Origin of the sequence: Sphingobium sp. AS12 (assembly GCF_019097845.1) — a bacterium.
Classification (GTDB): Bacteria; Pseudomonadota; Alphaproteobacteria; order Sphingomonadales; family Sphingomonadaceae; genus Sphingobium.
This window is the reverse complement of sequence record NZ_JAHRGM010000056.1, coordinates 127,222-143,611: the sequence shown is the minus strand read 5'-3', so window position 1 is coordinate 143,611 and position 16,390 is coordinate 127,222. Positions and strand designations below refer to the sequence as shown.

Sequence of the window (16,390 nt, the reverse complement as noted above, 5' to 3'; positions counted from 1 at the left end):
GGCATCAGAACGGGCTCGAACTTGATTACTGAGCGCAAACCTGATGGCGCGACGGCGTACCCTGAGGAAGCCCTTCGACGAAGCGGGCACGCGCGCACTGCGTGATAAAAGACGGGACTATATGTACGAAAACTGGTGGCCGGACCTTCTCGCCCACATCCCTGAGGAATGCCCCTGGGCTGCATCCGATGTGGTCGTCGCCGAGATACGTGGTTTCGACGACCCATCTGTGCCGGGTGTCCGTTTCATGTGGTCTGCGCTGGTCCCCGTCGCTCAGCTTGAAGCGCTGGGAGGGCGGCTCCGGGCCTTTGGCCATGAGGTGGAATCGAGCGGACGGCCATCGCCCCTATTGAACGGCCCGCAGAGCCTTAATCCACGATTCTGGATCGGGACCTATCTGGAGGGCAAAGATGGTGCGCCTTCGGTGCGGGAGGACTATGAACCGCTGATCCTGGGGTGGACCAGCAATAACCAGACAGCCATGGTCCTCGATCCGCGGTTTGCCATGACCTATGGATTGATGCCGCGCGTCCATGTCGATGGGGCCACGCGTTGGGACAATCCCGCCGAACCCGAGTTCGATGTCGCCTCGGTCGATAAGCCCTCGCTCTATGCCGATCTGCGTTATGACGACATGCGCGCCGTCGTATCGCGCGATTATCTGCAAGATTACCTCTCGCTGCGCGAGATGGCACTCGTCCAGGTCTTTTACGAAATCCGCCATGGACTTACCGACAAAGCGGCGGAGTTGGCGCTGGGAACAAGCCAGCAGCTGAACGAACATCTTCTGACGCGCGAGATCGATGTCCAACGTCGGCGCGAGGGGGGGTATTGCGCGCAGGTGTGGGGCGCGCGTCATGTGGCGGGGCCTGGCGATTTCCCCATCTCGGTCAATCCGCTTGAAACGCAGGGGCTTGTCTGGCCGGGCAATCCAACGCCCGTCACGTCGCGCATTGCAGACCGATTTCGGCCAAGGGATTATATCTACGTCCGCGATACAGTGCTCGGCGCCTATGAGGGACGGCCAGGCTTCCATGTTCATCCTGAAAGCGGCGGGGTCGGCTATCAGAACCAGTGGAACGTGGGGCCTGCCAGCCGGATCGGGCGAGATCTGATCCAACTTGAGATCAGGAAGCTTTACGGTGGGACGCCGCACCGCGTCGTCCAGCATTGGCATGGTTACGCCGTTGCAGCAACCGCCGAACAATTGTCGGCAGAAGCACGCAAGGTTCCCAATGTCGGCACGCGGGCGAAGGCGCTGACCCACGGCATTGCCGATGTCGGCGAGCGGCTGTCCGCACTGGCCGCACGTTTCGGGATCGAGGTAAGCGGTGAGGAATTCGTCAAGCTTGACCGAACCTGGCTCGACTATCATGGCTGGTGGCAAGGGCTCCATGTCGAACCGGTTGCCCGGCACATTCCGCTCGACATGACGCGATCGGCCTTTCTTGCCCGCTGCCTCGACCTCGACAAGCTCGTCGTCGAATGTCTGGCGGAGCGCTACTTGCGGCTCTTCGTGCGCGCCTTTGGCCCCCAGACCGACAAGATCGACAAGCTGCGGGGACTCAAGCTCCTCGATCGGACAATCTGCTTCTGTCAGATCGGGCATGAGGCGGGCCTATCGGTGTGGGACTCGGCCGAGGAGATAGTTTCGCGCTTCGAAGCCGCGGGTACGGCGGTCGGGCGCCCCATCGACAAGCTTTTCGCCTTGTCCGATCTGCGGCAGGTGGCCGGTCATCGCAAGGAGGATATGGATGGGCTCATTGCCGGCGCATTGGAGCGCTTTGGTCTCGACCTTGCCGCCGCCAGGGGTGGCTGGGGTCATGTCATGGACACCCTCTATGATCAGCTTGCCGACCAGCTTGCCACTGTAGTGCGCCTTTTGGACGACTGCCTCTCAGAGGGATGAAGTGCCCGGACGCGATCATTCCGAATTGGTGCGGTTTACACAAACTGCAAGCTGGCAGCTTTCGAAAATCTAGACGGAGCGTTTTAGAGGTTCGGGCTTTTTCCCTTCCGCGAGGGTGTCGCGCAGGCAGGCGCTGAGCATTTGGTTATCGAATGGCTTCTGGATGAATGTCGGCTTCTCGGGCATGTCGCCATCGCACGGCATCACCAGACTGCTGGCTATGACGATCTCGATCCATTTTCATCCTTGGGCAGCGTGACGGGCAAGGGCAAAGCCGTTCATCGCGCCTTGGCATTTCCACGTCGGAGAAAAGCAGAACGATATTCTCGGCATGGATTGCGAGCAGCGCCTTAACCTGACAGCGAAACGCATGGCGAGCGTCGCAAACCGCCTGATTTTCGTGAAAGCGTGCCTAGTCACCACGTCGCGGGCACATTGCGATGGCTCCCTCCCCGCTTACCGCGCGTGTCAAAAGGGCTTTATCTGAGTCAGAACCTGTAAATTGCGGAGAGCGGAACAGCACTCGATAGTGGCCTGTGAAATATGGCTTCCCTGTATCGTAAACGTAGCCAATGGCACGATAATCAGAATTTCTAGACGTCAATTCATAGCGCGTGACGAGGCCGAGGCCCGGTACATCTGATGTTCCACGGAAATGAACGATATCAGCATCACGCTCAGGGTCTTCTGTGAAGGTATCTATTACTAGCTCACCTTCTGAAATATACAGCATATCGGTCGAACCGACATTGTGCAGCCTTTCACCGGCTTTTACGGGCACAGCGATGCCGGGACGACACACGATGTAAGGCCCATCATAGTCGTGCGGATAAATTGGTGGCGGAGTGTTCGACCTTGAGGGTGACGGAACTTGCGCGGACAGCATCGCCAGCATCAGGCACATAAATTTTTTCGACCGAGCCATCACTGGATGATGATCCTTGATGTGAAGACAAGTCAATGGATACGCTGCTGGCAGCGATCTTCCCGATCTGACGCAAACCACATGGACGGCGGCGCCTATGGCCTGATTGTCGGTTGCGGATTGGCAGGAATTTGCAGCGTGCGTTGACGTAACCCGCTATCGGCTTCTCCGTGGTTCCGTTTGTGCAGAGCGATCCGGCAAAGAGCAGGCCAATGTAGAAGGGCAAGTGAGTGGGCGTTGAGTTCCGGCAAGGCTGGGGATGGTTAGTTCTTGCCGCCTTGACGGTTTCGACGATCGGCGACGAAATCACGCTGCTGGCGCTGATGTTCCGTACCGCCGAGAAAGCGCCCGCCTATGCGGTGCCTGTGCTGCTTATCATGGAGTTGCTGCCCGGCCTTATAGCCGCGCCCTACGCGGGCCGCCTGATTGACCGCCGGGACGCGGCACGTATTCTGGTCATGGCATCGGCGTTGCAGGCGGGCATAATCTCGCTCATCGCCCACTATCCTACATTCACGCTAGCAGGCGCCGCGCTGTTGAGCGTGTTGTTCACGATCAGCAGCGCTGCGACATTCGCGCTGATACCAGTGCTGGCAAGCGGGTTGGGTATGACCCTCGCGCGCGCCAACTCCCTTTTAGAAATGGTCCGCAGCCTTGGAATGCTCGCTGGTCCTGTCGCTGGCGGCGTGCTGGTAGGATGGATCGGATCGCGCAACACGCTTTTGGTCGATGCCTTCAGTTTTGCCCTTCTGGCGCTCGTCGTGATGGGAAGCGGTCTACGCCGCAAGCCGCAACGGGGCGATCACGAGGAACAAACCCTGTTCGCGGACTATCTGCCGCTGCTTCGCAATCGACGCTTGATGGTGGTGACGGGCGCGCTCAGCCTCGAAGTGTTCGCGACCGCCATTGCCGACGTTGCTTTCGTGTTCCTCGTCATGGTGACACTGGGGAGCGGGCCGACCGCATTCGGAATGCTGACGGCACTATGGGCGGGCGGAATGTTGATCGGCGCTGGGCTTGCCGAAAAGGTCATTGGCCATAGGATCGGCCTGACCGCGTTCGGCACTGCCACCGTCATGGGCGTGACAATGCTACTGATCGGCCTCGCGCCGATTGGATTTGCGATCGTCGCTGTCGCCTTCATTCTGGGCGGCGGCGCGAACAGCATCCACAATGTCGCTGTCCGCACCCTGCTTCAATCCGAATGCCCGCCCGCCGATCATGGAAAGGTAGCCGCGATCTATGGCGCGGTGACGCGCACGGCCGTAATCGGCGGCTATGTCGCCGGTGGCTTCTTCGTGCCGAACGATGCGCCAACCGCCTACCTCGTCGGTGGCCTGCTGGGCGTTGCAGCGGGCGTAATAGGATGGCGCATATTCAATGGTGGATGGCGCACAGCACCAATCTAAGGATCAAAGCTCCGAGATTGACCTGATCTTCGTTATCACATCGACTTCTCGTTTGGGGCTGTTAGCAGAGTTGAAGTAACGATAGCACTGACCACTCGGCCATTCACGCACGCGGACAGGGGGTTTTAATGACAACCCAGACCAACAACGGCTTCTATGGTCGGCAGATCGCTACGAAGGCGGCACCCTTCGTCATCATAATCTTGGCCGGAATGGCGGTACGAACACCGCTGGCAGCATCCTATCCGTTCGTCGCCTTGCTGCTTTTTCTCTGGATTGTCTCGGACACGCTCATGCTGGCGCTAGTTGCCCGTTCATCGGGAAAACCGGAGTGGCGCGCCGTTTTGGGCGTGCTAGCCGGAGCGAGCTTGACCGTATGGCTGGGATTACCCTCGTCGATGCGTGGCTTGCTCTTCGAAACGCCAATATTGGCGCTCATGATGGTGGTTTTCGTTCTCAGCCATATTGCCGGGGCCACGGCCCGAGCGGGTCGAGTGCTAAGCAGGCCGACCAGCGATCGGAGGGAGCAGTGGCTCTCTGCCGTATCGGAAATATTCCCGCCTGCGCTTGTGAGGTTGGCTGTAGCGGAACTGACCGTGATCCACATGGCCTGTTTCCGCTGGGGAGGGCCAGCGGACGTGCCGACGAGCGCACGCGCCTTCGCTTGTCACAAGCACCTGACGCCGATATGCGCCACGCTGCTGATCCTGTCGGCGATCGAGATTGGTGTCTACCATCTGCTGGTCGGACATTGGAGCCGCATCGCCTCGATCGTCATGTTCATCCTGAGCGATGTAGGATTCGTTTATCTGGTCGGCCTCATCAAGTCGTTCCGGTTCAGGCCGGTGCTGCTGACCCCGGAGGGAGTCCGTGTCCGGGCTGGCTTCCTGATTGACCAACTGGTTCCGTTCGAAGCAATTGTTGCCGTCGAAAGCGGTTTTACCGGCGAGGAGGTGCGCGACACCGTGACGCTGAACGCAGCGCTGTTGGCTTGGCCCAACATCATGCTGCGGTTGGACCGTTCGCTGCCGCGTCGTTCGTTTCTGAAGAAGCGTGTTGCATTTAGCAGGGTCGCATTCCGCCTTGATGACCCTGAGCCGTTCATCCGGTTGCTTGTCTGGCGCTTAGGGCAGCGCGGTAGCTAGGCGCGCTGCTTTTCCGACTGGTAGTGGCCAATGGAACGTGGGTCGAGGGGCAGCGTCGGGAATGGCCTGATTTTCGTTGCAGGTGCGCCCTTCACCGCCGCATAGATTGCGAATGCGCACGACTCTGATGATAGCGGCCACGATTTCCATTGTTGGGTGCAGTCACCCCATGTCCCGCTATTCTCACGTGCCGCCACTGCCGACCCCCTTGGAAGCCGCAAGTGCCTATGTCTCGTATGAGGAAAATGCTTGTCGAGCATTGGTCGATGTTTGCGACGGAATTCCTGCTGTACGCGCCGAGGCAGTAGAGGGGCTTCTGTGCCACCGGGCAGCCAAAGGGACGGCGGTGTGTACGTTCCAATACGCAGGCCGTCGTTGCCAAGCGCGTTTCGTGATGGCGGAAAGGCCTTCCAATAGTTGGCTCGTTGCATTTCGAAATCGTGTGCCCAAGGGCAGCGACATTGATTGTGCTAACGCTCCCTGACGATAGCATAAACCCCGTCCGAATCCACACGGGGCGTGGCATGGCGGCAAAAGCCTGATTGTCGGCTTCATCCGCCGCCATTGGCATCGCCCACTCGCCTAGACCATGCGCCTTCTAACGCTTTGCGATGGATCACGGCATGAGAAATCACAGTTGGGCTACCTTCGATGGAGAAGGATGCTCCATCATGCGCCCACTGACAGGTTGCCGCAAATGATGGTGTATGGAATCCGTTGATTTCGCAGGATAGGGCAACATCCTCTGGCCCAAGAAGGTTCACGCTGAAAACATTTCTCCCTTGATCAAGACCAATCAACCCGGAGCGCTTATCCTGCGGGCCAGCACGGACTCTGCCGTCCGCAACTGCTGAACGCAATTCATCATAATGTTTCTTGGGTATCCCGCCATATCCTGCAAGAACAATAGCCTTGAGTGCTTGGCGCTCCGATTGCAATTTTGCCTCGGCCGAACCGAGAGGTAAAAGGAACTCAGAACGCGTACCGTCGGACGAGGTAAGCCGCCATTGTTCATTCACCTCCACTGGATGATTCAGAAATGACATCGCGGTTTGGAGTTCGCTTGCGCTCGCGCCAGCCCTCTTGTCGGATGCGTCTTCGCAACCAGCGAGCGTGCCCGCCAGCAAAGCGAATGTCGTCGTAAGAATGGCTTTCTTTATCACGAACAGCGGATAACACGCTATCGATCTATCGCCAATCGACGGCCTTCCGCCTCCTCACTGACGCGGGAACCGCCTGTTTGCCGGTAGATAGATATATACCCTTCGTTTTTCAGAAAGAATTTGGTCGTAGGCAAGTGATGCCGGAATTAGGAGTTCTCATGCGCCTCGCGTTTTCCCTTTCGCTTATAGTCGCAATTAGTAGCGGGCCTCTTGTGGCCGCACCGCCATCTGATGAAAGTTTGGCTCGCTCGATCGCCGACCTTAGCGGGAAAAATTGTTATGGTATTGCTGCCGGTACGATTGCAATGCCCACCGTCGCCGATCCCAACGCCCTCGATAAATCGGTAAAAGTCATTGAAGGTATGGGGCTGAATTACGGTGTGAACGACAGCATGATGAAGGGTTTGGGGAGGCCCGGCCTAACACTTATTTCGCAGGCAACGATGGGATCAAAGTCATTTGACCAAGGTGAAGTCGTTTTGGCCGTTGGCGGTCGTCAGCCTGGCTGTCGAGTAATTTTGCTGTCAGAACCCACCCTAAACATCACCGATGCCGTCTCGACCCAGCTTTCACGGACTGATTGGAAGCCGGTGCCCAGCATGACCGCTATGCGCGGTGCCATCGAACGACGCGCATTTTTCAGGCGGGATGGAAAAGGAAATCCCTACCTGATGAACCTTATGACGATCACAAGTCCCGCGCTCGATTCAAAGCTGCGAATGTTCACCACGACCATGCGCATTCCCAGCGGGGTTCAGCTACCCGAAGGGCTGTAGGCGTCCTGCCGACGGCAATGACATGGCGGGCAGCGGCTATGGCCCGGTTGTCGTTCGGCTTGCTGAAACAGCAATGGGTGTTTGCGGACTGACGGTTTCTAAAGCGCCAAATTTTCAAAACGGACATAACCCAAATCGACTGCGAGTATCGTGGCACTGAGGGATACTGGGAGAAAGGTAAACGCGAGATACCATGCGGAAACATTACGAAAGAACGATCTTAAGCCTGATACCGTTGTTACAATCAACATAGGCGGGCAGGCGAAGAGCATTGCCAGTTTCCAGTTGTAGCCGCGAGGATGCATCTCTGGACCGACTATTACTCCTGAAAATAGTGCCCATAGCGTCGCGGGGGCAATTAAGGCCCCTGCTACTCCGGCCGCTAATAATGCACAAAGGCTGAGCATCCACCCTAGTGTCGTTCGATTTCCGTACGGATCATGCAATTCTACCATGCGTCGCAACCTATCCGCTGAGAGTTAACGGCAGCTTCCAAGCATATCGGAACATGTATAGGACGGCAAAGAATGGCAGCCCCTACATCGGCAGCTCTCCCTGACGGAAACCACAGGCAGGCGGCGGCAAAAGCCTGATTGTCGGTCAATCGCCATAAGGCGGGCCGCTCATGGAGCAGAGAGAATAAAATCTGCGATTGCCGGGACAACGGCAGGAGCGAGAGGCAAGCTTGGGTCTGAATAGGTGGCCACGTTCGCGCCGCGATCGTCAGAAGATACTTGCTTAAGAATATGATTCGTATTTGGCAGAAGCACGAGCCTGGCGGCAGGGTTCGCGCGTTTCAGTAATTGTGCATCAGAGACGTTGACCTGAATATCGCGCTCCCCCTGCAAAATCAGCAAGGGTTTGTTATACCCTGCCAACAAATTTGCCGGGTCGATAGCGAACTCGCTGATCAGGAAATTTTGTACAGCCGGATGGAAAAGCGGAAGCAGCGCAGGACTCAAGTCCTTGGCATCGACGTGCCTTCCAGCTTTGAGATCGGAAATCGCTGTTAAAGCCTGATCGAGTATGGGCGCATTTGCAGGGTTGGACTTCAGTTGTTCCTCTAAGACGTCGCCCAACGGTCTTCCTGCCGTCGAAACGAGGATCAGGCCACAGATGTCACTACTATCCTGCCCTGCCACCAAGGCGACGAGACCGCCTTCGCTGTGTCCGAGAACCCAAACACATTTGCTGCCCGTCATGCCCCGGATGGACCTGATCCACGAGTGAGCATCCGCCGCATAATCATTGATCGTTACCGCGTTTGCATCTGGGACTGCCTCGGCGCTCGCATACATTCCGCGTTTGTCGACACGGACCGACGCGATCTTTCGTGCGGCTAATCCGTCAGCTAGCAGCGACAAAGTGGACGCCTTCAACCCGTGAGCATTATTGCCGTCGCGGTCGGTTGGTCCTGAGCCGGGTATCATCAGGACAATTGGAGCATCCTTTCCCGCCGAAAGCATCGTTCCCTTGAGTGGACCATTTGGTCCTGGCGCTTCAACAAACGTCTGGACGGGAGGCACAGGCGATTCCGCAAGGGCAGCCGTGGAAAGGACTGCTACCAGTGCAATCAAATATTTAGTGCGAGAGAATACCAAGCCGTTCATGCCCGCGAGCGTACCCTCCCGACGCTGGCGGTCAATATACTGCTCTCTTATCGGTGAGGCCCACGAACCGATGCCGCACAGGAGATTTCACCTACACGGAAATCACATGAATCTCAAGCAGTCGTCATGCGGTTCCGGCGAAAATCCGGCGCGCACGGAATTGCGCGGCCCTGTGATCCCGTGGAATGCCCGAAAATCACTGTCGGATTGAGAAAGTGTCCGACAACGCCGGTGGCAGGGTTTTCCGTCAGGGGGCGTCGGGGCTGATCTCGCACCTAGCCGCTACCGCCAAGATGGACCGGCGCGTTTCATGTCAGTCCGTCCGAAAACGCCGGATTGGATAGTCATTCGGTCGAGCGGGCCAAGTCGGTTTGCGATTTATGGTGATTTTCGGGGCAAGAGCGCGAGAGGGTGCCCTGATGGGCCGTATCAGGCAATGTAACGTGATGTAGTGGCATCGATGGCGGACGCTGCGCCATTTCAGGCCCGCACAGCGCCTAGCAGGGCCGGGATGCCGAGGATGTTGATGGCCCGCCTGAGATTATAGGCGAGCGCTGTCAGGCTGAACTCGGCATTGACGTTGGCCAGGCCCCGCATCAGGAACGCGCCCTGGTTCATCCACTGCTTTATGGTGCCAAAGGGATGCTCGACCGTCTCGCGCCGCCGGTCGGTAATGTCGGGCCGTGCGGCAAGACGTTCCGCCATGCGCTCAAGCACGGCCTCGCCTTCCCATCGGTCGATGCTTCGCCGTGTGCCGGACGCGCATTGGGGTTTGAGCGCACAGGTCCCGCAGGCCCGCATGTTTGCGTAACGGATCGTGACATGCCCGTTCGGCTTTTGTGAACGCGTATAGGGATCGAGGCGTTGTCCGCCGGGGCAGGTGTAGCAATCCTCGTCGGCGTCGTACCGAAACTCGCTCTTCGCGAAATAGCCCTCATTGATGCCGGGGCCGCGTTGCGGGCGCACGACATAGGGAACGACGCCGACATCCTCGCAGGTGGCGATATCTTCCCCTTTGTAATAACCCTTGTCGGCAACAGCATCGATCTGCTCGACGCCCAGTATCTCGCGTGCGGCGCTGGCCGTCTGCGCCAGAAAGCCCAGATCACTGCCCGAGTTGGTGACATATTGTTCGACGATGAGCTTGTGCCTGGCATCGACCGCGACCTGCGCATTGTAACCCACGCCGACCTTGGGGCTGGTTGCCATCCCACGTGCGTCGGGGTCGGTAAGCGACAATTGGCTTTCTCCACTCGCGACAAGATCGGCCAGCATCGCACTGTGCAGTTCACGCCGTTTCCGCATCCGTGCAATCTTTGCCTCCAGCGCCGCTGCACGGCGGGCCGCACCTTCTGCTTCGGCTTCGGCCCTATCGGCAAGATCAAGGCGGGCCAGATACTCTTCGATCCGCTCGTCCGCGAGCTTGATCCATCCGGCCAGCTTCTGACGCGTGAAGTTGCGCTTGCGGCTGTTCACCGCCTTGAGCCGCGTACCGTCCACCGCCACCAACTCGCGCCCGAACAGGTCGAGGCGGCGGCACAGCAGTACGAAGGATCGGAACAGCGGCTTGAACGCGGCGCGGTTCGTTTTGCGGAAGTCAGCGATCGTGCGGAAATCAGGGCGCAGCCCGCCAAGCAGCCAGATTACTTCAAGGTTGCGTGCCGTCTCGGCCGCCAGGCACCGGCTCGACCGGACGCGATTGAGATAGCCATAGAGATACAGCTTCAGCAGATCGGCCGGATCATAACCGGGGCGGCCGGTGCGCTTGGGCCGCGAGCGGTCAAAGCCAAGCTCGCCAAGATCCAGATCATCGATGAACGCAGCGATGAAGCGTACCGGGTTGTCCGCCGAAACATCGTCATTGACCGAGGCTGGCAGCAGCAGCATCTGATCGCGCGAATGTCCTTCGATGTAGCCCATGCCCGATCATACCAAACCCGCAACAACCCGGGAATCCGCTACGGAGTTTTCGGACAGACTGATGTGATTGTCGGTCGGGTTGGAGCGGATCGCTCGTGTCGTTTCACTTGCAGCCGCTAGCGACACCTTGATTTTACGGTGTCGGCAGACATAGATTTGAGGCTCACAAGAGGCTTGCATCATGGCAGACGAGGCGAATATCCGAAATGGGCAGTGCCATTGTGGCGCAGTCCGCTTTGAGGCGACGCTCAGTGATAGCCTCAATACAATCCGCCGTTGCACTTGCTCCTATTGTCGAATGCGAGGTGCGGTCGTTGTCTCGGCGCAGATGGGCGGGATCAGATTTCTTCAGGGTGAAGGCACCCTAACAAGTTATCGTTTCAATACGGAATCAGCCCAGCACTTCTTCTGCTCTCGTTGCGGAATCTATACTCACCATCAGCGCCGATCCAATCAGAACCAGTATGGGGTGAACGTAGCCTGTTTGGATGGAATAAGCCCCTTCGATTTCTTCGAAGTGCCCGTCTTAGACGGTGTAAATCACCCGAACGACACTGGCGGGCATACGCGCCAGGTAGGCACGCTTCGCTATATACCTGCACAATAGGTTGGGCCAACGAATAGCGGTTTGTCTACATTTCGGTGCCCAACGAAAATCAGTTTATTGCGGCTGCCGATAAGGCAGCGCCGCGATACGACTGACCAGTGATCGAGGCAGAGCCCTACTGGCCATATAAGTAAGCCGGTTGCTCAGCCCCGGTATGGTGAAGGGTTGCCGATAAATTAGAGCCTTGACCGCGTGTGCGGCGCACCGATCGACATCCATCAAGCCCATCTTTCCCCACCTCAGATCGCTAAGGGCAGCCATGCCGGTGTCGATGCCGCCTGGTACAAATGATCCAACGCTGACCCCCGTGCCGGCAAGCTCGGCGGAAACCCCACGTACAAGGGTGCTAACATAGGCCTTGGACGCGCCATAGACCGCTTGGAATGGCACAGATGTTTCACCCCCTAAGCTTGAAACCGCGATGATCGATGTTTCAGAGGGGCGCTGCCTGAATATCGTAACGAGGCGGGCCAGTAGGTCGGTGAACCCAAGTATGTTTGTCTCAATTACCTCGGCGTAGGCAGCGGCCCGATCTACATCGAATGAGCCGACGCTGGTCAGCCCAGCAGCTAACAAAGCCGCGTTCACCTCAAGGTCTGCAACCTTGGCCGCGATTTTCTTCCGACCCTCGTTTTCACGTTGATCGGCGACAACGATCTCGCAAGCGACATCGAACCGCTCGCCAATTTCGGCCTGTAACTGTAACAAGCTATCTAGTCGTCGACCAACTATCAGCGGCTTGGCTTGGTATGATTCCGCTAAGCGGAGGGCAGACGCTCTGCCCAGGCCGGTTGAGGCACCAGTTACCAGCACCCACGAGTTGTTAATCGGCAACGGCGTCATGCTTTCTCATAGCCGCCCGTCTGCCTGGTTGCCAGCCTGCTCGACATTCGCATTCCTTCTGTGGCGTGGCGGGGGTCTGCCGCCAGCGGGATCACCACGTCCAGCCATTTGCCATGTCCGAAAATCAGGCGATAACCGCCGCCCGCCTGTGAATGTCGCCGGGAGTTATGCGCGGGTTCTGCCCTCCAGCTCGGCGGCAACCGCCCCGAGCGGTCATACGCGGACCGGCTGCACGCCGCGATCCGCCTCTCCGAAAACGCGAAGGTAGCGCTCGATCTCCTTCGGCTCGCCAGTGGCCTTTGCGGGATTGTCGGAGAGCTTGACTGCCGGGCGGCCGTTGGCGCTGACGACCTTGCAGACTAGCGAGATCGGCGCGAGGCCGGCGCCACCGTCGGGATCGCAGTCGCGGAAGTCGTTGGTCAGGTTGGTGCCCCATCCAAAGCTCGTGCGCACACGTCCGTGAAAATATCGATAGGTAGCCTCGATCGAATCGACGTCCATGCCGTCCGAAAAAATCAATAGCTTCCTGCGCGGATCTCGGCCCCGTTCGCGCCACCAGTCAAGGATCTGCTCGCCGCCCGCGATCGGCGGAGCGCTGTCGGGGCGGAAACCGGTCCAGTCTGCAACCCATTCAGGCGCGTTGCGCAGGAACGCGGTGGTGCCGAACGCATCGGGCAAGGCAATCAGCAGATTACCATCATAAGCTTGCCGCCATTCGTCAAGCACGCGATAGGGCGCTGTGGCCAGCGCGCCATCGTTCTCTGCCAGTGCGGCGGCGACCATCGGCAGTTCGTGCGCGTTGGTGCCGATCGCCTCGAGATCGCTGTCCATCGCCAGCAAGACGTTCGAAGTCCCAATGAAGCGGTCGCCCAACCCTTCCTTGACCGCTTCGACGCACCAACGCTGCCATAGGAAGCCGTGTCTTCGACGCGTGCCGAAGTCGGAAAGAACCAGATCGGGCAGATGCCGGAGTCGCTCGACCTTGTCCCACATCTTCGCCTTGGCGCGGGCGTAGAGGATATCGAGCGCAAAGCGATCTTTGCCGGCCATGGCCGCGCGGGCGCGTAGCTCGTTGATGATCGAAAGCGCCGGGATCTCCCACATCGTGGTGTGCGTCCATGGCCCGGCGAAGTGCAGCTCGAACTGGCCGTCGACGACGCGCAGCTCATATTCGGGGAGTCGGAAATCCTTGAGCCAGGCGAGGAATTCGGGGTCGAACATCCGCGCATTGCCATAGAAGCTGTTGCCGGCGAGCCAAATCAGCTCCTTCTTGCCCAGCCGCAGCGTGCGCGCATGATCGAGCTGCGCGCGCAGCTCGCCTTCGTCGATCACCTCGGCGAGGCGGACCGAGCGGGTGCGGTTGATCAGCGCGAAGGTCGCCTGGGTGTCGCGGTGGAGCCGCCAGATCAGCTGGAGCATCAGCAACTTGTAGAAATCGGTGTCGAGCAGGCTGCGCACGATCGGGTCGAGCCGCCAGCCATGGTTGTAGGTGCGCGTGGCAATATCGGTATAGACCATCAATGGCTCCGGGCTGGTCAGCGGGCGCTGCCGAGCGTGAACAGTTCGGCGGGGCGATGCGATGCCTCGTCCTCGCGCATGCCCGTCGCCACCAGTCGGCCCCGATCGAGCATTCGGCGGCGAAAGGCGGGCTTGTTGAGCGGCGTGCCGAGCACCGCCTCGTGCACGTCCTGGAGCGCGCGCAGCGTGAAGCGCGGGGGCAGGAACGCGAAGGCCAGGTCCGAATAGTCGATCTTGCCGCGCAGCCGATCGCGAGCGAGCGCCAGGATCGCCTGGTGATCGAAGGCCAAAGGAAGCGCCGCCTGGTCCTCGCCGATCGCCGCCAACCTCTCGCCTTCGAGCGCCGCGACCGCGACCCGGCCCGCGCGCACGGCCGCATTCATCTGATCCTCGCGGAGCAATGCCAGATAGGCGATGGTGATCACGCGCATGCGCGGATCGCGATCGACGGCGCCGAAACTGTAGAGCTGCTCGAGATGGGCGCCGTCGAAACCCACCTTGTCGCGGAGCAGCCGCGCGGCGGCGACGTCGAGGCTCTCGTCGATCGCGACGAATCCGCCGGGCAATGCCCAGTGCCCCGCCTGCGGCGGCTGGTCGCGCCGCACCAGCAACGCCGACAGCCGCTGGCGGTGCAGGCCAAGCAGCACGAGATCGACGGTGACCGAGGGGCAATCGTACGCCGTCGGATCATAGTCGCTGAGAAATTCGCTATCGCCACTTATATTCATGATGCGCTTTACTTATATGCAATATGGGTTTATGTCAAGCCTGATTCATGGGAGATGCGACTATGCAACGCTTCGTCGTCGTGGTGGATACACAGGCCGATTTCATGTGCGCGGACGGGGCGCTGCCGGTCGCCGGAGCCGAGGCGCTGATCGCCCCGATGCAGCGCTGGCTCGCATTGCTCCGGCCGGCGGAAACTGCCGGGGTGCTTTTCACCTTCGACACCCATTCGGCCGAGGCCTATCCCGCCTCTGCCGAGGCCGAACAGTTTCCCCTTCACTGCGTGCACAGCACGCCGGGCTGGGCAAACATGCTCGATTCCAATGTCGTCAATGCGGCGATTCCGGTCTACCGGCTCGAGAAAGGCGTGTTCGACATGTGGGCCGAGGCCGATATCGCGATCGAGGCGGTCGCCACGGGCGAGACCGTGGCGCGCGACGCCTTCTTCGCGGCGCTGATAGCGCGCGGCGTGCGCGAGGTGGCGGTGATCGGCGTCGCTGCCGACTATTGCGTGCGCTGGGCGATCGAGGGATTTGTGGCGCGCGCCTTCGCGGTCGAGCTGCCGGCGGGCCTGACCCGCGGGATCGCGCGGCAGATTGAGCAAGTCGTTGCCGAGGATTTCGCGAATGCGCCGCTGCGGCTGGAGACGGCGGCATGATCGTCCTGTGGCGCGTATCGAACCATTGCAATCTGGCGTGCCCGTTCTGCGCGTACGACAAGCGCCTGGGCCTGCCGCGCGAGGAAGCCGATCCGGCCAGGGTCGCGCGGTTCATCGACCTGCTCGGCGCCTGGCGCGGTGCGACAGGGCAGCCCGTGCTGCTCAGCTGGCTCGGCGGCGAGCCCCTGTTGTGGGCACCACGCACGGAACTGGACGCACGTGCCGCCGAACAGGGTGTCGATCTCAGCCTGACCACCAACGGCACCCGCCTGGGTGCGCCGCAGGTCCGCGCAGAACTGGTACGGTGCTACAGCGAGGTGACGATCAGCATCGATGGCATGGCCGATTTCCACGATGCCATGCGCGGCTGGCGCGGCGCATTCGCCAAGCTCGCGCAGACGGTGCCCGCGCTGGTGGCCGAACGCGACGCGGCGGGCGCGGGGCTCAAGGTCCGGGTCAATGTCGTGCTGATGCGCGACAATATTGCGGGCTTCGCCTCGCTATGCCGCATGCTCGCCGACTGGGGAGTCGACGAGATCAGCTTCAATCAGCTGGGCGGGCGCGACCGGCCCGAATTCTATCCCAGCCATGGCCTGAGCTCTGATGACGTTGCGCGCCTTGCGGACGAAGTGCCGCGGCTGCGCTCCGAGCTCCGCCAGGTGGGGACGACCTTGGTAGGTGGTGCTGCCTATCTCGAACGGTTCGCGGATAGCGTGGCGGGGCGGGCGCTTCCCATAACCGATTGCCGGGTCGCGGAGACCTTCCTGTTTATCGACGAGGCGGGCCGGGTCGCGCCGTGCAGCTTCGCGCCCGAGCATTTCGAGATCACGGTAGACGGTCTACAAAGCCCCGCCGATCTCGATGCCTTGCCGCAGCGCCTGCGATCGCATCAGAGCGGGAACGCGCACCGCGACTGCGCCGATTGCCCGAGCACCCAGCAATTCGCCAAATTCGAACCGCTGGCGGCGCAGGTCGTCTGAGGCGGCGTGCGCTCGATTCAGCCTTCGCTCCCAATCCATAGCGGATCGTCACACTGCCAGAGGATCGAGATCGTCTCGAGAAGCCCCGTAGGATCCGCGACGAACAGCAGGAATAGCAATTAGATCGCCAGGCGACGTTGGATGGCGACAGACGGGTGAATCGCGCCGTGGCGGCGTCCTCCACGTAGTCCTGCTGTAGGA

The 16,390-nt window shown here is 59.8% G+C and carries 14 protein-coding genes; 7 read left to right on the top strand and 7 right to left on the bottom strand.

Annotated features, from left to right (window positions below; all coding sequences use genetic code 11):
• Nucleotides 1-121: 121 nt before the first annotated feature.
• Entirely contained in the window at nt 122-1,909 is a 1,788-nt protein-coding gene (locus tag KRZ98_RS18895; RefSeq protein ID WP_066768688.1) for a hypothetical protein, read from the top strand.
• Between the two features lie 412 nt (nt 1,910-2,321).
• Here KRZ98_RS18895 and KRZ98_RS18890 read toward each other — a convergent pair whose 3' ends face one another.
• Nucleotides 2,322-2,834, bottom strand: a complete 513-nt coding sequence (locus tag KRZ98_RS18890; RefSeq protein WP_156448139.1) for a hypothetical protein — start codon at nt 2,832-2,834, stop codon at nt 2,322-2,324.
• A gap of 278 nt (nt 2,835-3,112) precedes the next feature.
• Between KRZ98_RS18890 and KRZ98_RS18885 the strand changes: the two genes are divergently transcribed.
• On the top strand, nt 3,113-4,243 hold the full coding sequence (locus tag KRZ98_RS18885) for an MFS transporter (protein ID WP_254798695.1): 1,131 nt from the start codon (nt 3,113-3,115) through the stop codon (nt 4,241-4,243).
• A 128-nt stretch (nt 4,244-4,371) separates the two neighbouring features.
• Nucleotides 4,372-5,388 (top strand): hypothetical protein, encoded by a 1,017-nt coding sequence (locus tag KRZ98_RS18880; protein WP_066768691.1) that lies wholly within the window; start codon nt 4,372-4,374, stop codon nt 5,386-5,388.
• Nucleotides 5,389-5,939: 551 nt separating this feature from the next.
• On the opposite strand, the gene KRZ98_RS18875 is transcribed toward KRZ98_RS18880, so the two are convergent.
• Entirely contained in the window at nt 5,940-6,551 is a 612-nt protein-coding gene (locus tag KRZ98_RS18875; protein ID WP_156448140.1) for a hypothetical protein, read from the bottom strand.
• A gap of 158 nt (nt 6,552-6,709) precedes the next feature.
• Between KRZ98_RS18875 and KRZ98_RS18870 the strand changes: the two genes are divergently transcribed.
• On the top strand, nt 6,710-7,327 hold the full coding sequence (locus KRZ98_RS18870; protein WP_156448141.1) for a hypothetical protein: 618 nt from the start codon (nt 6,710-6,712) through the stop codon (nt 7,325-7,327).
• A 623-nt stretch (nt 7,328-7,950) separates the two neighbouring features.
• On the opposite strand, the gene KRZ98_RS18865 is transcribed toward KRZ98_RS18870, so the two are convergent.
• Entirely contained in the window at nt 7,951-8,937 is a 987-nt protein-coding gene (locus tag KRZ98_RS18865) for an alpha/beta hydrolase (RefSeq protein WP_216313461.1), read from the bottom strand.
• 480 nt (nt 8,938-9,417) lie between these two features.
• A complete protein-coding gene (locus KRZ98_RS18860) occupies nt 9,418-10,857 on the bottom strand; it encodes an IS1182 family transposase (protein ID WP_216313459.1) in 1,440 nt (479 codons plus the stop codon).
• A 181-nt stretch (nt 10,858-11,038) separates the two neighbouring features.
• Between KRZ98_RS18860 and KRZ98_RS18855 the strand changes: the two genes are divergently transcribed.
• Nucleotides 11,039-11,464: a GFA family protein gene (locus tag KRZ98_RS18855; RefSeq protein ID WP_082733583.1), complete on the top strand. Its 426-nt coding sequence runs from the start codon at nt 11,039-11,041 to the stop codon at nt 11,462-11,464.
• A 54-nt stretch (nt 11,465-11,518) separates the two neighbouring features.
• On the opposite strand, the gene KRZ98_RS18850 is transcribed toward KRZ98_RS18855, so the two are convergent.
• The 3 genes from KRZ98_RS18850 to KRZ98_RS18840 form a co-directional block, all read right to left on the bottom strand.
• Complete coding sequence (locus KRZ98_RS18850; protein WP_066768699.1) at nt 11,519-12,307, bottom strand: SDR family oxidoreductase; 789 nt, start codon at nt 12,305-12,307, stop codon at nt 11,519-11,521.
• 213 nt (nt 12,308-12,520) lie between these two features.
• Entirely contained in the window at nt 12,521-13,825 is a 1,305-nt protein-coding gene (gene pncB, locus KRZ98_RS18845; RefSeq protein ID WP_066768701.1) for a nicotinate phosphoribosyltransferase, read from the bottom strand.
• A 17-nt stretch (nt 13,826-13,842) separates the two neighbouring features.
• Nucleotides 13,843-14,553, bottom strand: a complete 711-nt coding sequence (locus tag KRZ98_RS18840) for an NUDIX domain-containing protein (RefSeq protein ID WP_066768703.1) — start codon at nt 14,551-14,553, stop codon at nt 13,843-13,845.
• A 62-nt stretch (nt 14,554-14,615) separates the two neighbouring features.
• Between KRZ98_RS18840 and KRZ98_RS18835 the strand changes: the two genes are divergently transcribed.
• Together KRZ98_RS18835 and KRZ98_RS18830 are read left to right on the top strand one after the other, a co-directional pair.
• Nucleotides 14,616-15,209 carry a cysteine hydrolase family protein gene (locus tag KRZ98_RS18835; RefSeq protein WP_066768706.1) on the top strand — a complete coding sequence of 198 codons (594 nt, stop codon included), beginning with the start codon at nt 14,616-14,618 and terminating at the stop codon, nt 15,207-15,209.
• Nucleotides 15,206-16,189, top strand: coding sequence for a radical SAM protein (locus KRZ98_RS18830; protein WP_066768708.1), 984 nt, complete (start codon nt 15,206-15,208; stop codon nt 16,187-16,189). Before KRZ98_RS18835 ends, KRZ98_RS18830 begins: the two co-directional genes overlap by 4 nt.
• Nucleotides 16,190-16,390 lie beyond the last annotated feature (201 nt).

Coding starts and splice junctions, on each gene's coding strand:
- KRZ98_RS18865 (WP_216313461.1), bottom strand. CDS start 8,937: ATGAACGGCTTGGTATTCTCTCGCACTAAATATTTGATTGCACTGGTA.
- KRZ98_RS18880 (WP_066768691.1), top strand. CDS start 4,372: ATGACAACCCAGACCAACAACGGCTTCTATGGTCGGCAGATCGCTACG.
- pncB (WP_066768701.1), bottom strand. CDS start 13,825: ATGGTCTATACCGATATTGCCACGCGCACCTACAACCATGGCTGGCGG.
- KRZ98_RS18840 (WP_066768703.1), bottom strand. CDS start 14,553: ATGAATATAAGTGGCGATAGCGAATTTCTCAGCGACTATGATCCGACG.
- KRZ98_RS18835 (WP_066768706.1), top strand. CDS start 14,616: ATGCAACGCTTCGTCGTCGTGGTGGATACACAGGCCGATTTCATGTGC.
- KRZ98_RS18850 (WP_066768699.1), bottom strand. CDS start 12,307: ATGACGCCGTTGCCGATTAACAACTCGTGGGTGCTGGTAACTGGTGCC.
- KRZ98_RS18860 (WP_216313459.1), bottom strand. CDS start 10,857: ATGGGCTACATCGAAGGACATTCGCGCGATCAGATGCTGCTGCTGCCA.
- KRZ98_RS18890 (WP_156448139.1), bottom strand. CDS start 2,834: ATGGCTCGGTCGAAAAAATTTATGTGCCTGATGCTGGCGATGCTGTCC.
- KRZ98_RS18830 (WP_066768708.1), top strand. CDS start 15,206: ATGATCGTCCTGTGGCGCGTATCGAACCATTGCAATCTGGCGTGCCCG.
- KRZ98_RS18855 (WP_082733583.1), top strand. CDS start 11,039: ATGGCAGACGAGGCGAATATCCGAAATGGGCAGTGCCATTGTGGCGCA.
- KRZ98_RS18895 (WP_066768688.1), top strand. CDS start 122: ATGTACGAAAACTGGTGGCCGGACCTTCTCGCCCACATCCCTGAGGAA.
- KRZ98_RS18870 (WP_156448141.1), top strand. CDS start 6,710: ATGCGCCTCGCGTTTTCCCTTTCGCTTATAGTCGCAATTAGTAGCGGG.